Genomic DNA, 15,268 nt, shown 5'->3' with positions numbered 1-15,268 from the left:
TTCAGCCGAGTAAAGAACGTGCGGACCGCGCTCAGGCGACGGCCGGAATCGCTGCCCCGTCGGTTGCGGGTGCAGGAACGGGAGAGTCGAGGACTTCGTTTGCCTCAAGGCCGTAGAGGTCGCGCGCGATATCGGTGGTCAAGGCCGAGGGTGCACCGTCAAAGACCACGCGGCCGGCGGCCATGCCGATCAGGCGATCGCAATAGGCGCGCGCCAGATCGAGCGAATGCAGGTTGCATAGAACCGTGATGCCGAAATGCTTGTTGATACGCAACAGCGCATCCATCACGATCTTCGTGTTGCGCGGGTCGAGCGAGGCGATCGGCTCGTCGGCTAGAATGATGTCCGGCTCTTGCACGAGGGCGCGGCAAATGGCGACCCGTTGCTGCTGGCCGCCAGAGAGTTGGTCGGCGCGCCGCGCCGCCAAATTGGCGATGTCGAATTGTTCGAGCGCCGCAAGCGCGATGGCGCGGTCATCATCGCCCCACATGCGCAGCATCGAGCGCCAGGCCGGCGCGCTGGCGAGGCGGCCCATCAACACATTGGTGAGCACGTCCAGACGGCCGGTCAGGTTGAACTGCTGAAAGATCATGGCGCAGCGGCGGCGCCAATCCCGTAAGGCCGCGCCGCGCAGAGCGGTGACGTCGAGATCGCCGAAGAGGATCGTGCCGCTGGTTGGCTCGTCGAGCCGGTTGATCATGCGCAGCAGGGTCGACTTGCCAGCACCCGAACGGCCGATCACGCCAACGAAACTTCCCGGTGCAATCTCCACGGAAAGCTCGCTGACCGCCTTGTGGCCGCTGTAGCTTTTGCTGACACCCTTGATGGCAAGCATAATGACCTCGTTCGCTCAAAACGTAACGAGGAGGGGTGACGCGCATGTGACAGCATAAACGGCCTGCAGACCGCTGTTTTACCGCGCTGTGTGTTTGTGTGAACCGTCGCTTTGTGTGTCGAGACGGCGAGCGCGGTGGCGCTATCGCGCAAGCCTATCGCGCGCGATCACGGCAGGCGCGATAAGACTCTCTGTTCGTTACACGGCGCGGCATTGTCTGTAGGCCGCCTGCAAATCCTGAAAGGCGGCATAGCGCTGGGCGTGAACGGCAAGATATCGCGGATCGGGCTCCAGCAATTCGTGCGCCGAGGACATGGTCATCATCGCGTCGCTGATCTCGCGCACGTGACCCGCTGCAACCGCCGCCAGCATCGCCGACCCGAGTAGCACCGGCTCGTCGGTATCGACGCTTGCGATGGTGATATTCGCGGCATCGGCAAGGATGCGCCGGACCAGCGCGCTGCGCGCCGCACCGCCGCTGACCACCACGGTGGAAATTGTCGTTCCCTTCCCGGCCAAGGCGTCGAGAATCTGGCGCAGGCCATAACCGATCGATGCGGTCCCGGCGAGATAGAGCCGGACGAGACTGGTTTCGTCGTCGTCGAGACCGAGCCCGGCGATCACCGCCCGCGCGTCCGGATCGGCAAACGGCGCGCGATTGCCGATGAATTCCGGCACGATATGCAGCCCCTTCACGATGTCGGGGAACGCGCGCGCCTCCAGAAGCTCGCGGGCCTGCTGTTCCAGATATTGGATCGGACTTATGCCTGCGGCCCTGGCCTTTTCTTCGATTCGACCAGCATTGGGATGCAACCGAATGAGGTAATCCATCGCCGCGCCGGCGGCGGATTGCCCGCCCTCGTTCAGCCACAGGCCGGGAATAAGCGCCGAATAATAGGGACCCCATACGCCCGGTACGAAAACGGGATCTTTCGTGACATTCAGCGTGCAGGCCGATGTGCCGAAGACATAGGCGAGCCGGTCTTCGAGCGCGCCGGGAAGATTCTTTGCACCCAGCGTTCCGACCGCGCCTGCATGCGCGTCAATGATGCCGGTTGCGACCGGAGTTCCAACGCGCAGGCCGAGTTCGGCCGCCGCCTGTTCGGTCAATCCGGCGCCGAGCCTCGTGCTAGGATCGGCAATGTGGGCGCCGATGCGGGCAAAGTCCGCTGCGCTCAAAGAGCCAAGACCGATGCGATCGAAATAGGCACTGTCCCAGCGCTTTTCGTGCGCCAGATAGGTCCATTTGCAGGTGACCGTGCAGGTCGAACGGATCAGGCTGCCGCTCGATCGCCAGGTCAGGAAATCCGCAAGGTCGAGAAAGTGCCCTGCTTTCGCAAATGTGTCGGGCAGGTTTTCGGCAAGCCACAGCAGCTTCGGCGTTTCCATCTCGGGCGAGATGCGGCCGCCGACATAGTCGAGCACATGCGCGCCGGCTGTGTTAATCCGCTCGGCCTGTCCGCGCGCGCGGTGATCCATCCACAAGATGATGTCGCGCTCCGCCTCGCCCTCGGCATTCACCGCAAGGGAATTTCCGCTCCCATCGAGCACGACGAGCGAGCATGTCGCATCGAACCCGATGCCCGCGACGCTTCCGGGCTCAATCGCGGCGTCAGCGATCGCCTTGCGAACGGAGGCGCACACCGCCTGCCAGATGTCGGCGCTCGATTGTTCCGCATGCAGCGGATGCGGGCGCCAGATGCGGATCGGATGGCTCGCGGCGGCGAGCGATTTTCCCGCGCCGTCGAAAACGCCCGCGCGGGCGGAACCGGTGCCGACATCTACGCCGATAAAATGCGCGCCCATAAGACTCTCCCCCCAGATCGCGACCGAACGTTCTTTAGCTACTGTCTGGCACCAAAATGTTTTTTCACCTGGAGCGCGCGACGCAGATCTCGGTCATGTCGTTGTCCGTTCGCGTGAGAACTGCGCGCGCGAAATCCAGGATTTCGATTCCGTCGTTCCTGACTAAAGACGGCGAACTGCGCGCACGTCAATCGAGCCGGCGTTGGCGCTTTGTCACAGGTCCCAGGGAAGCGAGATAGGAGCGATCGAATTTCAATCCGGGTAAGACACTTCGAATTCGATCTGCTTATAGTCCTGGAAGGTCCAGCGCCGCTCCGGTTGGCCGGGCCACAGCAGGGTCATCGCGCCTTCTGCCGGGCGGTAGGCGGCGGTGTAGACGGTGCCGAAACCTTCCGCATAGCTGGTCGCCAGCAAGGGGGGCTGCAGAAAGGCTGCGGTCAGGCTGTCGCCATCGAGTTTCCGGTTGGCCAGGATCTTTTCCAGCGCATCCGCCCGCTCCACCGTGCGCGACAGGCGGCCGTGCCGCGGCCATTCCACGCCGACCTGATGGTTGGTGGTGAACGGCTTGCCGGTCACGATCGCCGGCCGGTCGGGCGAGAGGAACACTGTTTCGCCGCGGCCGTGCCGATCCATCACCGTCACATTGTAGGCCATGTGGCAGGGAATCGCGCGCAGCGCTTCCACTGCCTGCTGCGCATCGGAGCACACTTCGAGCAGGTAGCGCACGATCATCGGCGCGCCGAAGCCTTTGCCGACGACCGTGCGCCCGCCGAAGGTGAGCGATACGGCGAGGCCGGCGTCGTTCATCCCGTCGGCGAGGCCGGACAATGCATCCACCATGCCCATGACGTCGCGGCTGCGCCAGCGGGTGCGCAGCACCGTGCCTTCGTTGAGTTCCGGCGCGAGATCGTAATTGCGCACCAGGATCGGGCCGTCATCGTCGACTAGGACCGCCTGGCTGCATTGGATCAGATAGCGCGGCGGCGTCCAGAAGCTCAGGAAGCGAGCGGCGTCCTCGTCGGACGCCACCGCCTCGACCAGCCCGGACCACAAGCGTTCCATTTCCGGCATGAAGCGCCGCAGCGCCCGCGTCGCATCGTCGAGGCTCGGTGCCTGCGCGCCGCCGCGTTCCAGAAACCACCGGCGCCAGCCCGGCCAGCCCGCCTGGAACACGGCGCTCCAAGCCGGCCCCGGTCGCTGCTCCAATAGACTACGAAACCCTACTTTCATTCCATCCATTCGTGCCGGTCCAGCACGTTCCGTCAGATCCATTTCGATGAGGGCATGTCCGCGGGCGGCACCACGCCGGCCATGGGCGGCAGCGGAACCGACTCGAATTGCGCCTTGATGCCGGCATTCCACTTCTTGGCGCGCATAAGGAGTTCGCGGGCGTCCGACTGCATGCGGCCGCGCGCCAGCAGACAACCCATATCGGCCCCATGGTAGCAATATTCGCCGACGCCGTATACGCGCATGTAGAAAGCCTCGTTCTCGTCGCCGACGCTGGTCAGATCGAGGGCGGGCCGCTGGTAGGCGATCTCGCCGCGGTCGTTCATGCGCCAGATGCCGGATTGCGGCACCCGGGTCAGCAGTTCCACCTTGTCCTCGGTCTGCTTCAGAATGAGCTGGCTCCAATGGTCGTATTCCCGCCAGCGGCTCTGCACCGCCTCGATGTCGAGATCGTAATCGACGTCGAGGAACTCCAGCAGATGGAACAGGAAGAGCGGACAGCCGCCATAGGTTGTGGTGATCAGATTGGTCGGCGGCGAGGCGCCCGACACGCGCGGGTTGAGTTCGCCCAAATAGACGTCGTGCGTGTCGGTATCGAGCAGGAAGTCGGTGCAGAAGACGCCGCGATAGCCTTCCGCATAGAGCCGGTCGCCGAGCTTGCGGGCCATGTCGCGCACACGCTCGGGCGCGTCGCCGGGCAGGATGGTCGGCGAGACGTCATTGCCGCACCAGCCGCCTTTATAGGGCGTGATCTCGGCAAAGCCGGTGATGTCGGTCATCACCGGTCCGACGAGCGTACCGTGGCGTGTGCAGCAGCCTTCGATGGTGCCGGGCAGATGGTTGATCCGCCGCATCACCTTCAATTCCTGGCCGATGATCTTGGCGGCATATTTGTCCCAGTCGACCGCGCTCTTGATGAAGAAGGTTGTGCGGCCGCTGTCGCCATACGGGGTCTGCACGACGAGATCGGAGCCAAGTTGCGCCTGAGCGGCAAGCGCTTCGAGCTCCTGATAGGTCGCGGCAAAGCCCATCGTGTTGGGCGCGCTCGCCACGCCCGCCTCGTTGCCAAGGCGCGTCGTTTCGATCTTTGAATCGAGCCGCGTGCGCAGCGCCGCTTTCGGAAGCGCAACATCGACGCCGGCTGCCTCGCAAAGCTTTTCCGTTTCCTCGTCGAACATCACGAAGATCGCCTTGCCGCGCGGGCGTTTGCGGATACGCGCCTTGAACGCCGGATGCGCGACGAGACAATTGGCGACATCCTCCATTGACTTGAAGTCGACCGGGCCGATGCGCGGCGGCACGAATACGCGCGGATGCCTTCCGTCGAAAATGTCGAAATAATTCACGAATTCCAAACCGCCGACCCATTGGTCGAGGCCGAGCAAATTGAACGGCGTCGGCGTGACGATGTAGATCGGCGTCTCGTTCTTGCGCAGGAAACGGTAGATGTCGCTCAAGTTGCGCAGCTTCTCGTGTTGGCTCATGGCGCTGGTTCCATCCTCTGCAAGCGTTGATCTTGATCTGTTTTCTTAATTCTTGCATCTGCGGCAAAACGCGCCGGTACGAGGCTCGCGCGTCCTTGTTACTCGGGCAAAGCCAAGGGTTTGAGATCATCGAACCGGTCGCCCGGGCCCGGATTGTCCGTGGCAGTGACACCGCCCAGGTGATGCACGATGCCCCACACCGCATTGAGCGCAGTCGTGACCGCGCCTTCCACCCAGCCCGGCGTCCAGCCCACATCGTCGCCGGCGAGGAAAATGCCGCGCTCGGAGGGCGGGAGATCGTCTTGCATGAAATGGCAATACATGCGGTGGTTGTAACGGTAATGGCCGGGCAGGGCGCCCTTGAAGGCGCCGAGGAAATTGGGATCGGTCTCCCAGGACACGGTGATCGGGTCGCCGATAATGTGCTTCTCGATATCGAGATCGGGATAGATTTTGCGCAACGCGCCGAGGATGAGCTTGACGCGCTTGTCGACCGGCAGCGGCAACATTTTCAAAGCATCGCTCATCCACGAATAGCTCAGGCAAATCGTCGCCGGCTTGTCCGGGCCATTGTCGAAGAGATAGGTCCCGCGGCTCAAGCGGTCCGTTAGCGTCATGCTGAACGGATAGCGGCCGGTCTTGGGATCGCGCTCCTTCCAGAAGGGGCGGTCGACCATGACGAAAGTCTTGGAACTCTGCATGTAGCGGGTGCGGTCGAGCGCCATCCAGAGCTTGTGCGAGAACAGGCTTTCGTCGGTCTCCATATGGGTGGTGAGCAACCAGGATTGCCCGGTCACGAGCACGGCGGAATAATCGCGCACGTGACCCCAGCGGTCGGTGATGCTGAAGCGATCCGCGCCGAGACGCTTTAGGCGCGTAACGCCGGGCCGTGTTGCGCCCGAATGCAATTTCGCGAGCGATGTTCCCGCCGGCCAATGCACGAGCTTCTCCGGTTCATCGCGCCAGAGCCGGCGCGGCACCTGCTCGACGCCGCCCACCACATAGCGCTGATGTTCATCGCAATTGGTGATGACGACGCGCAGGATTTCGAGCATGGAATTGGGAAAGTCGGTATCCCAACCGCCGGTGCCGAATCCGACTTGCCCGAAAGCCTCCAGATGCCGGAACGATTTGTTGGCAAAGGAGGGCGCGGTCGCGAGAAAATCGTAGAATGTCCGATCATCCCACAGCGGCACGAGGCGGTTCCAGATCTCCTTGACCGCTTTCACGTCCCGGTTGCGGATGGCCTCCTGAATGGCGCCGAACTGGGCGTAATCTTCGAGCGCCTCCGACCAGGCCGCCGCCACTTCCTTGAAGAAGGGCGGCAGGTCGGCAGCCTTCTCGACATAGGTGGAGACGCCTTCAAGATCGATCACCGTGGAGGGCGTTGCCTCGTCGAGCGGGTTGGGGAAGGGGTTCGTGCTCAGCCCCATGCCGTTCACATAGTGATAGAAGGCTGTTGAGGAGACCGGAAAGCGCATGCCGCCGAGTTCGGCGATGACACCTTCGGCGCCTTCGAATGGCTGCGACCGCAGGCGGCCGCCGAAACGCCCGGATTCATAGACCACCGGCTTCAGTCCGAGCTTCATCAATTCATGGGCAGCGGTAATGCCGGCCATGCCGGCGCCGACAATCGCCACTTCCGTGCCGTGCCGCTCGGCCGGCACGTGGCCGAGCCCTGCCGGATGCTTCAGCCAATCGTCATAGGCGAACGGAAAATCCGGGCCGAAATAGGTGACGGGTTTGACGTTGCTGCCGGTGCCGGTGACGGATTCGTGCGGAGCGCTCATGCAGTGTTGCTTCCTTGAGGAAAAATTGACTCAGTGCGGGTGGGTCAGAGGCCGGTAGACCTCGGGGCGGCGGTCGTGCAGGTAGGTGTTGAGCGCGCGCGAACCGGCCATGCCGGCAAAATCGAGATTAGCCGCAATCACATCTTCGTTCGTCGTGGCCCGGGCGAGGTCGGAGCCGTCGGGGGCGACGATGCAGCTTTGACCAAGATAGGTCAGATCGCCTTCTGCCCCGCAGCGATTGGCGTAGGCGAGAAAGACCTGGTTCTCGTAGGCGCGGGTGCGCACCATTTCGCGTGCGATAAATGTGTAGGGTTGCATCAGTGCGGTCGGCACGGCGACGAATTCCGCGCCCGCGAGGGCAAGCAGCCGGACGTTCTCCGGAAACTCGACCTCATAACAGATCAGGAGACCGATTTTCACGCCGTCGAGTTCGGTCACGACCGCTTCACCGTCGCCCTCGGCGAAGGCGGAGCGATCGATCTCGCCGAACAGATGCGCCTTGCGATGGTTGGCAAGCCGGCGTCCGTCCCGGTCGATGAGCTGGGCGGAGTTGTAAACTTTGCCGTCGATGCCGCGCTCGGGATAGCCGTAGAGGATCGCGCTGCCGCTCTGCCGCGCGAGGGCCGCGATCGCAGCCGACCATTCACCATCCGCGGCTTGCGCCGCCGCAGCCGTTGCCGCAGGGCCGATATTGTAGCCCGTCATGAACATTTCGGGCGTGATCATGAGGCGCGGCTGCCCGGCGGTACTGATCGCCCGGCCAAGCCGTTCGAGATTGGCGGAAGGGCTGTCCGCCACCTCCGGCCCCTGCAAAATGCCGATCCGCATGACCCCCCTCTCACTCCCCAGCGGCCGTTCCGCTGCCGCCCCTTTCCGTCCCACGCGCCGAACCGGCCTAGCCGATTGCCATGAGGCTCGCATTGCCTCCGGCTGCGGCGGTGTTGATCGAGGTCGACACTTCTTCCAGCAGCCAGTTCAGGCAATAGGCGTCGGGATCGTGAGTCAACTCCCCTGTTGTCGCAGCTTGGACCAGGACCAGCGGTCCGGGCAGATTAGCGATTTTCTGGTTGAGCGCTTTGATCCGATCCGCATCGCCTTCGAGCAAGGCGCCGGCGAAGGGGCCGTCGGCCTCCCAGTTCGAGGTCCAGGACACGCGGGCCGCGACCTCCGCCGGCAGGCCGGCAAATGCTCCGTGCAGGTTGGAGCCCGCATCGATGACGGCATGGTTGCCGGTCGCGAGGGTGGCGGCAAGCTGACGATACAGCCCGGCCTCGGTCAGAGGCGCAAGCAGGATCCGGCCGCGCGGGTGCAGGGTATAGAGATTGCGCTCGCCGACCGGGCCTGCAAGCTCTTGATGCAGGCTGAGCGCCGAATGTCCGCCCAGCTCGCGCGCCTCCTCCGACTCGGTCCGCAGGCCCTTTTGATACAGCCATGCCGCATAGGCGAGCAGGGCAGGATCGGTATGGATCGAACTGTGCTGCGGCGGCACCGGCGCGCGCTGGACGAGGCGGCCGATGTAGAGCGGCCCGCCAGCCTTCGGGCCGGTGCCCGACAGTCCGCGGCCGCCGAACGGCTGCACGCCGACCACGGCGCCGATGATGTTGCGGTTGACGTAGAGATTGCCGGCTTTGACGCGGCTGGTCACATGGGCAATCGTCTCGTCGAGGCGCGTGTGCAGGCCGAAGGTGAGGCCATAGCCGGTGCCGTTGATCTCGTCGATCAGGCGGTCCGTATCCTCGCGCCGGTAGCGCATCACGTGCAGGACCGGCCCGAAGACTTCGCGCTTGAGATCCGAGAGCTTTTTGATCTCGATGATCGTCGGCGGCACGAAGGTCCCCTTGGCCGTGTCTGCCGGCAACTCCTGTTGCTCGACCTTGTAGCCGAGCGCGCGCATGCGCTCGATATGCTGCTCGATGCCGACCTTGGCTTCGTCGGTGATGACCGGACCGACATCGACATTGAGGCGGTCGGTGCGGCCGATGTCGAGTTCGGCCAAGGCGCCTTTCAGCATCTGCAATGTGCGGTCAGCGACATCCTCCTGCAGGCACAGGACGCGCAGCGCCGAGCAGCGCTGGCCGGCGCTGTCGAAGGCCGACGCGATCACATCGCCGACGACCTGCTCGGCGAGCGCGGAAGAATCCACGATCATGCCGTTCTGCCCGCCGGTCTCGGCGATCAGCGGAATGGGCTTGCCCGCCGCCGAGAGGCGTCCGGCCAGCTGCGCCTGGATGAGCCGCGCGACTTCGGTCGAGCCGGTGAACATGACGCCCGCCACTTCCGGCGCCGCGACGAGCGCCGCGCCTACGGCCCCGCCGCCGGGCGCGAATTGCAGCGCGTCGGCCGGAATGCCAGCTTCGTGCAGGATCTTCACGCTTTCGAAGGCGATGATCGGCGTCTCGTCCGCCGGCTTGGCGATGACCGTGTTGCCGGCGACGAGCGCCGCTGCGATCTGGCCGGTGAAGATAGCCAGTGGGAAGTTCCACGGGCTGATGCAGACGATGGGCCCCAGCGCCGCATGCGCCGGCCCGAGCGTGCGGCGTGCCTGGTTCGCGTAATAGCGCAGGAAATCTATGGCTTCGCGCACTTCGCCGACGGCGTTGGCGGCGGATTTGCCGGCCTCGCGCATGATGATGCCCATCAGATTTTCCATGCGCGCCTGCATCAGCTCGGCGGCCTTGTCGAGACAGGCTGCGCGATTGTTCGGCGGCACGGCCGACCAGGACGCAAAACGTTCCGCCGCGAGCCGCACGACTTTTGCGGCATCCGCGACATTCAACTCGGTGACCCGGCCGACGACATCATCGTGATCGGCCGGATTCAGGACCGGATGGGCGACGCCGTCCGTGGCGCCATCGGCGAGAAGCGGCGTTGCATGCCACGCTTCCGTCACTGTTGCGCGCAAGTTTTGCGACAGTTCTGCCAGTGCGGCCTCGTTCGACAGATCGATACCGGCGGAATTGCGCCGGCTCGCGCCGTAAATCGCGTGCGGCAGAGCGATCTGATCATGTGTCGCGCCGATCGCGGGCATGGCCGTGACGACATCGACCGGATCGGCGATCAGGTCGGCGATCGACACGTTCGGATCGGAAATGCGGTTGACGAAGGACGAGTTGGCGCCGTTCTCGAGCAGCCGCCGGACGAGATAGGCGAGCAATGTCTCATGGGTGCCGACCGGCGCATAGATGCGGCAGGGCCGGTCGAGTTTGTCCTTGCCGACGACCTCGTCGTAAAGCGGTTCGCCCATGCCGTGCAGGCATTGGAACTCGTATTTGCCGACCTGAAAATCGGGGCCGGCGAGATGATAGATCGTGGCGAGCGATTGCGCGTTATGGGTTGCGAATTGCGGAAAGACCGCGTCCGGCGCGCCAAGAAGTTTGCGGGCGCAGGCAATATAGGCGACGTCCGTATAGACCTTGCGCGTGTAGACGGGAAAATCCGCCAGCCCGTCGAGCTGGGCGCGCTTGATTTCGGCATCCCAATAGGCGCCCTTGACCAGGCGAACCATGATGCGGCGGTGCGAGCGCCGCGCGAGGTCGATGACGTAATCGAGCACGAAGGGGCAGCGCTTGCCATAGGCCTGCACGACGAAGCCGAGCCCGTTCCAGCCGCCAAGATCCTTGTCGAGGCTCAGCTCTTCCAAGAGGTCGAGCGACAGTTCCAGCCGGTCCGCCTCCTCGGCATCGATGTTGAGGCCGATGTCGTATTGTTTTGCCAGCAGCGCCAGCTCCTTGACGCGCGGCAGCAGTTCCTTCATCACCCGCTCGGATTGCGCGCGGCTGTAGCGCGGATGCAGGGCCGAGAGTTTGATCGAAATGCCTGGGCCCGCATAGACGCCGCGGCCCGCCGAAGCCTTGCCGATGGCGCGGATCGCGCTTTCGTAATCCCGATAATAACGTTTCGCATCGGCCGCTGTCGTCGCCGCTTCGCCGAGCATGTCGTAGGAATAACGGAACCCGCGCGCTTCCAGAGGTTGCGCCCGTTTCAACGCTTCCTCGATCGTCTCGCCGGTGACGAATTGCTCGCCCATCATGCGCATCGCCATGTCGACGCCGCGGCGGATGACAGGTTCGCCGCAGCGGGCGATCAGGCGTGTGAGCGCGGCCGAAAGATTGCGGTCGTTGACCGTCGATGTCAGCTTGCCAGTGATGACGAGCCCCCACGTCGCGGCATTCACGAACAGCGAGCGGCCGCCGCCGAGATGCGCCTTCCAGTCGCCGGATGAAATCTTGTCGCGGATGAGTGCATCGCGTGTCGCCATGTCGGGAATACGCAGCAGCGCTTCGGCGAGACACATCAGGGCGACGCCTTCCTGGCTCGACAGCGAATATTCGTGCACGAGGCCCTCGACGCCGCTGCCCTTATGCTTGGCCCGCAGCGCTTCGATCAATTTGCGCGCAGTCCGGGCCACCGTGTCCTTCTCCGCCGAGGTGAGCCTGGCGGCGACGACGAGGGGCGGCAGGCATTCCGGCTCTGGCCGCCGATAGGCGGCGGTAATGGCCCGCCGCAATTCGCTCTGCGGTCGGATCGGGGCCGCGAAATGCGAAAAGGGAAGCGGGGCCTTGGGCGCAGTATCGATTGCGATCTCGGTGACATGCTCTGACATTTGGCTATCTCTCGAATTGAACACATCTGATGCGGTGACCGTTCCGCATTTCCGCCGCCATAGCGGCGCCTTGGCCGTTCGGCAGTCTTGGCCTGTTTCTTCGGGCAATCAAGCGGGCGGAGCGATCGAGCGGAAATTCTGTGGGCATTGCCCGTCGTTCGCGGATCTCGGTCACCGCGCGTGCGCGGTTGCCGCGATCCCGGCGCGGTTGCGGAGCATCAAGCTCTGCCGTCGTTGGCCCCAATTCCGATACATGATATCCCCCTCTATTTGATCTATTCTTCACGTCTTGCAGCGTTTGCCGTCAATCGCGCGAATAATACTCGATTATGCTTGTTCGTCTGGTTGAGGACGAGCGTCGCGCGTGCTCCCTCGCGGTTTGTTCCACATTGCTTCAACCCCAGCCGAGAAGACCTGCTCTTTGGCCCGTAATATAGGAATTATCTCTAGGAATTGGCTCCAAACTTGTTCTTTTTTTAGGAAAAAATTTCATGAAATACATATTTTATAGGCATATATATCTGTGAAGCTTGCGCTGGATGGAACCGAGCGAGGTATCCTGGCTGGATGGCCTTGGTCCGGCCTCACGCGATGTCGAAAGCCAGGACGACAAACTCCCAGTCGTTATGGCGAAACGTGCCGATCGGGATCATGCCGAGCTGATGGACATGGGCGGCCAGCGATCGTTCGTTGGATTTGGCGATGAACGACGTGCCGATGTCGAACCGATTCCGCACCGCGGGAAGCATCGTTGCGAACAACCGCCGTAAAAGGCCTTGGCCGCGCGCGGCCGCCTCAATGCACACCGGTCCGTAGGCGAACGCGCGCCACTGCGACAAGGGTTTGCCGTGAAAGGACCAACGGTCGAAATTTTCGCGCATCGTATGAAAGGGTGTCGGTGTCAGCGAATGCGATCCGACGTCGGAGCAACAGAGGCAGCCGAGCATATTCGTCTCCGCAACGGCGACGAACATGCCGATGTCCTTGGTGAGCTCGCGCAATTCGTCCGGCGTGAAGCGCACGGAAATGAATCCGTCCCGCCGCTCCTCGGGACTGAGCCGGCTGAAATGATAGCGGTTCAGGAGATTGGCAGCGGGGGCGAAATCGGCATCGAGCGCCCTGCGGCAGATGATTTCCGATTGAGGCTTGTTCGCCATGCTCGCTCCACGCGATTGGTGCGGTGCTGATCCCGGCAACGGTATCGGGCATTTGCGCCGCCGTCACGCGTCGGCGCCGTATTTGAGACCTTGGTGAGGCCAATCGCACTTTGCCCGCTTGATCCTCCTTCACATTATTCAACCAATTGGTTGACTATTCTGCGCTTCATGACTATATTCAACCACATGGTTGAATTACTTGCGCCCGAACTCGACACCGTCTTTCATGCCCTTGGCGACGCCACCCGCCGGCACATGCTGCGCGAACTCGCGCGCGGTGAGCGCACGGTCGGCGAGCTTGCCAAGCCCTTCGCCATCTCGCTCGCGGCGACCTCCAAGCACATCAAGGTGCTGGAAGGGGCAGGGCTGATCCGCCGGGAGGTGCGCGGCCGCACCCATTTGTGCCGCCTCGAGCCCAAACCTCTCGCCAGCGCGCACGACTGGCTCAAATTTTACGAGCAATTCTGGACCACACGTTTCGACCGCCTCGATCAATTGTTGCGCGAAGAGGCGGCGCGCCGATCCACGTCACCTGACCAAGGAGAGGACCGATGAACGAACATGTAAGTGGCGACGGTTACGGCGTGCTGAGCGAGCCCGCGACCTTGACGATTCAGCGCCGGTTGCACGGCCCGATCGAGCGGGTCTGGGCCTATCTCACCGACAGCGATCTACGCCGTCAGTGGCTCGCGGCAGGGGATATGGAACTCGCTGCTGGCACCGCCTTCGAATTCGTCTGGCGCAATGACGAATTGACCCAACCGCCGGGTCAGCGGCCGGAAGGCTTTGAAGCAGAGCATCGGATGCAGGGCCGCATCGTCGAGGTCGATCCGCCGCATAAGCTGGTCATTGCCTGGCGCGACAGCGGCGATGTATCGTTCGAATTGCAGCCGCGCGGCGACCTTGTGCTGCTGACGCTGACTCATCGCCGTTTGCCGAACCGCGACACGATGCTGAGGGTCGGCCCAGGCTGGCACATCCATCTCGACATTCTGGTCGCCCGCATTGCCGGCACGACGCCGGAGCCGTTCTGGGACGGCTGGAGCCGCCTGAAGCGAGAGTATGAGCGCCGGTTGCCGGCCTGACGACAGACTGTTGAAAGGACATCTGCCATGACCAGTCCGCACTATCGCTGGGTGATCGTTCTTGCCGGAGGCCTCTTGGGCTGCATCGCCATCGGCGCGATGTTCGCGCTGCCGGTCTTCCTGGTGCCGATGACTGCGGCGACCGGCTGGTCGCGCGCCGGCATATCGAGCGCCATGACCATCGGCTTTCTGGCGATGGCGGTGGGCAGCCTGTTTTGGGGCGCGGTCACGGACCGGTTCGGGCCGCGCATGGTCGTGCTGACCGGCTCCTGCCTCATGGTGGTGAGCCTCGTGCTGGCGAGCTACAGCCAGTCGCTGCTGGAATTTCAATTGGTCTTCGGGCTGCTCGTCGGTCTAGCGGCTTCGGCGATCTTCGCCCCCATGATGGCGGCGGTAACGGGCTGGTTCGAGACGCAGCGCAGCCTGGCCGTCTCGCTGGTCTCGGCCGGCATGGGCATGGCGCCGATGACCATGTCGCCCATCGCGAGCTGGCTCGTGCAGCGCCACGATTGGCGCACGTCATATCTGATCATCGCCGCCATCGTCGCGACGATCATGATTCCGGTCTCGCTCCTCGTCCGCCGTGCACCAGCTTTGGAGCAAGCCGTTGGCGCGAGCGCTGCACAAGCGCAAGGCGAGCCCGATATGCCGCTGAGCGAAGCGCTCAGGTCGCCGCCCTTCCTCATCCTGCTGCTGACGAATTTCAGTTGCTGCGCCACCCATTCGGGTCCGATCTTCCACACCGTCAGCTATGCGATGGCGTGCGGCATCCCGGCCATGACGGCGGTTTCGATCTACAGTGTCGAGGGGCTCGCCGGGCTTGGCGGCAGGATCGGCTTCGGATTGGTGGGGGATAGATTCGGCGCGAAAAGGACGCTGGTCATCGGGCTGCTGATCCAGGCCATCGGGGCGTTGGGCTATTATTTCGCTCATAATATCGCGGCGTTTTATTCTGCCGCGACCCTGTTCGGATTCACCTATGCCGGGGTGATGCCGCTGTACGCGGTGCTCGCGCGCGAGAATTTCCCGTTGCGCATGATGGGGACGATCATTGGCGGATCGGCGATGGCCGGCAGCCTCGGCATGTCGACCGGCCCGCTGCTTGGCGGCTGGATCTTCGACGCGACGGGCAATTACGGCTGGCTCTATATCGCGAGTTTCGGCGTGGGCGTGGGTGCCTTCCTGATTGCGATGACCTTCAAGCCGTTCCCCAAGGACCAGATGGGCGCGCTGTCGCCCGCCGCCCGGCTGCCGAGCTGATCGACGAGCGCGCCTTCT

General features: G+C 63.4%; 11 protein-coding genes. 3 read left to right on the top strand and 8 right to left on the bottom strand.

The window, feature by feature from the left end:
• Positions 1-31: 31 nt before the first annotated feature.
• The 8 genes from phnC to V9T28_RS13905 all read right to left on the bottom strand — a co-directional run bounded on the left by phnC (position 32) and on the right by V9T28_RS13905 (position 12,905).
• On the bottom strand, positions 32-835 hold the full coding sequence (gene phnC, locus V9T28_RS13940) for a phosphonate ABC transporter ATP-binding protein (RefSeq protein WP_116399524.1): 804 nt from the start codon (positions 833-835) through the stop codon (positions 32-34).
• A gap of 198 nt (positions 836-1,033) precedes the next feature.
• A complete protein-coding gene (locus V9T28_RS13935) occupies positions 1,034-2,641 on the bottom strand; it encodes an FGGY-family carbohydrate kinase (RefSeq protein ID WP_116399523.1) in 1,608 nt (535 codons plus the stop codon).
• Positions 2,642-2,893: 252 nt separating this feature from the next.
• Positions 2,894-3,871, bottom strand: a complete 978-nt coding sequence (locus V9T28_RS13930; protein WP_158554724.1) for a C45 family autoproteolytic acyltransferase/hydolase — start codon at positions 3,869-3,871, stop codon at positions 2,894-2,896.
• A gap of 32 nt (positions 3,872-3,903) precedes the next feature.
• A complete protein-coding gene (locus V9T28_RS13925; RefSeq protein ID WP_116399521.1) occupies positions 3,904-5,355 on the bottom strand; it encodes a biotin carboxylase in 1,452 nt (483 codons plus the stop codon).
• A gap of 98 nt (positions 5,356-5,453) precedes the next feature.
• Positions 5,454-7,145: a flavin monoamine oxidase family protein gene (locus tag V9T28_RS13920; protein ID WP_116399520.1), complete on the bottom strand. Its 1,692-nt coding sequence runs from the start codon at positions 7,143-7,145 to the stop codon at positions 5,454-5,456.
• Between the two features lie 30 nt (positions 7,146-7,175).
• Positions 7,176-7,973 carry a carbon-nitrogen hydrolase family protein gene (locus V9T28_RS13915; protein ID WP_116399519.1) on the bottom strand — a complete coding sequence of 266 codons (798 nt, stop codon included), beginning with the start codon at positions 7,971-7,973 and terminating at the stop codon, positions 7,176-7,178.
• 67 nt (positions 7,974-8,040) lie between these two features.
• Positions 8,041-11,748, bottom strand: coding sequence for a trifunctional transcriptional regulator/proline dehydrogenase/L-glutamate gamma-semialdehyde dehydrogenase (putA, locus tag V9T28_RS13910; protein WP_116399518.1), 3,708 nt, complete (start codon positions 11,746-11,748; stop codon positions 8,041-8,043).
• Positions 11,749-12,332: 584 nt separating this feature from the next.
• Positions 12,333-12,905, bottom strand: a complete 573-nt coding sequence (locus V9T28_RS13905; RefSeq protein WP_116399517.1) for a hypothetical protein — start codon at positions 12,903-12,905, stop codon at positions 12,333-12,335.
• Positions 12,906-13,091: 186 nt separating this feature from the next.
• Here V9T28_RS13905 and V9T28_RS13900 point away from each other — a divergent pair, with 186 nt between their 5' ends.
• The 3 genes from V9T28_RS13900 to V9T28_RS13890 are packed head-to-tail and all read left to right on the top strand — an operon-like array spanning position 13,092 to position 15,250.
• A complete protein-coding gene (locus tag V9T28_RS13900; protein ID WP_116399516.1) occupies positions 13,092-13,460 on the top strand; it encodes an ArsR/SmtB family transcription factor in 369 nt (122 codons plus the stop codon).
• Positions 13,457-13,990, top strand: coding sequence for an SRPBCC family protein (locus V9T28_RS13895; RefSeq protein ID WP_116399515.1), 534 nt, complete (start codon positions 13,457-13,459; stop codon positions 13,988-13,990). The genes V9T28_RS13900 and V9T28_RS13895 overlap by 4 nt, the downstream gene beginning before the upstream one ends.
• 27 nt (positions 13,991-14,017) lie before the next feature.
• Positions 14,018-15,250, top strand: coding sequence for an MFS transporter (locus V9T28_RS13890; RefSeq protein WP_116399514.1), 1,233 nt, complete (start codon positions 14,018-14,020; stop codon positions 15,248-15,250).
• Positions 15,251-15,268 lie beyond the last annotated feature (18 nt).

Origin of the sequence: Methylovirgula sp. 4M-Z18, assembly GCF_037890675.1 — a bacterium.
Taxonomy (GTDB): domain Bacteria; phylum Pseudomonadota; class Alphaproteobacteria; order Rhizobiales; family Beijerinckiaceae; genus 4M-Z18.
This window is presented reverse-complemented; position numbering and strand designations above follow the sequence as displayed.

What these genes read in the sequence shown, in the direction of transcription:
- phnC (WP_116399524.1), bottom strand. Translation starts at nt 835, where the DNA reads ATGCTTGCCATCAAGGGTGTCAGCAAAAGCTACAGCGGCCACAAGGCG.
- V9T28_RS13935 (WP_116399523.1), bottom strand. Translation starts at nt 2,641, where the DNA reads ATGGGCGCGCATTTTATCGGCGTAGATGTCGGCACCGGTTCCGCCCGC.
- V9T28_RS13930 (WP_158554724.1), bottom strand. Translation starts at nt 3,871, where the DNA reads ATGAAAGTAGGGTTTCGTAGTCTATTGGAGCAGCGACCGGGGCCGGCT.
- V9T28_RS13925 (WP_116399521.1), bottom strand. Translation starts at nt 5,355, where the DNA reads ATGAGCCAACACGAGAAGCTGCGCAACTTGAGCGACATCTACCGTTTC.
- V9T28_RS13920 (WP_116399520.1), bottom strand. Translation starts at nt 7,145, where the DNA reads ATGAGCGCTCCGCACGAATCCGTCACCGGCACCGGCAGCAACGTCAAA.
- V9T28_RS13915 (WP_116399519.1), bottom strand. Translation starts at nt 7,973, where the DNA reads ATGCGGATCGGCATTTTGCAGGGGCCGGAGGTGGCGGACAGCCCTTCC.
- putA (WP_116399518.1), bottom strand. Translation starts at nt 11,748, where the DNA reads ATGTCAGAGCATGTCACCGAGATCGCAATCGATACTGCGCCCAAGGCC.
- V9T28_RS13905 (WP_116399517.1), bottom strand. Translation starts at nt 12,905, where the DNA reads ATGGCGAACAAGCCTCAATCGGAAATCATCTGCCGCAGGGCGCTCGAT.
- V9T28_RS13900 (WP_116399516.1), top strand. Translation starts at nt 13,092, where the DNA reads ATGGTTGAATTACTTGCGCCCGAACTCGACACCGTCTTTCATGCCCTT.
- V9T28_RS13895 (WP_116399515.1), top strand. Translation starts at nt 13,457, where the DNA reads ATGAACGAACATGTAAGTGGCGACGGTTACGGCGTGCTGAGCGAGCCC.
- V9T28_RS13890 (WP_116399514.1), top strand. Translation starts at nt 14,018, where the DNA reads ATGACCAGTCCGCACTATCGCTGGGTGATCGTTCTTGCCGGAGGCCTC.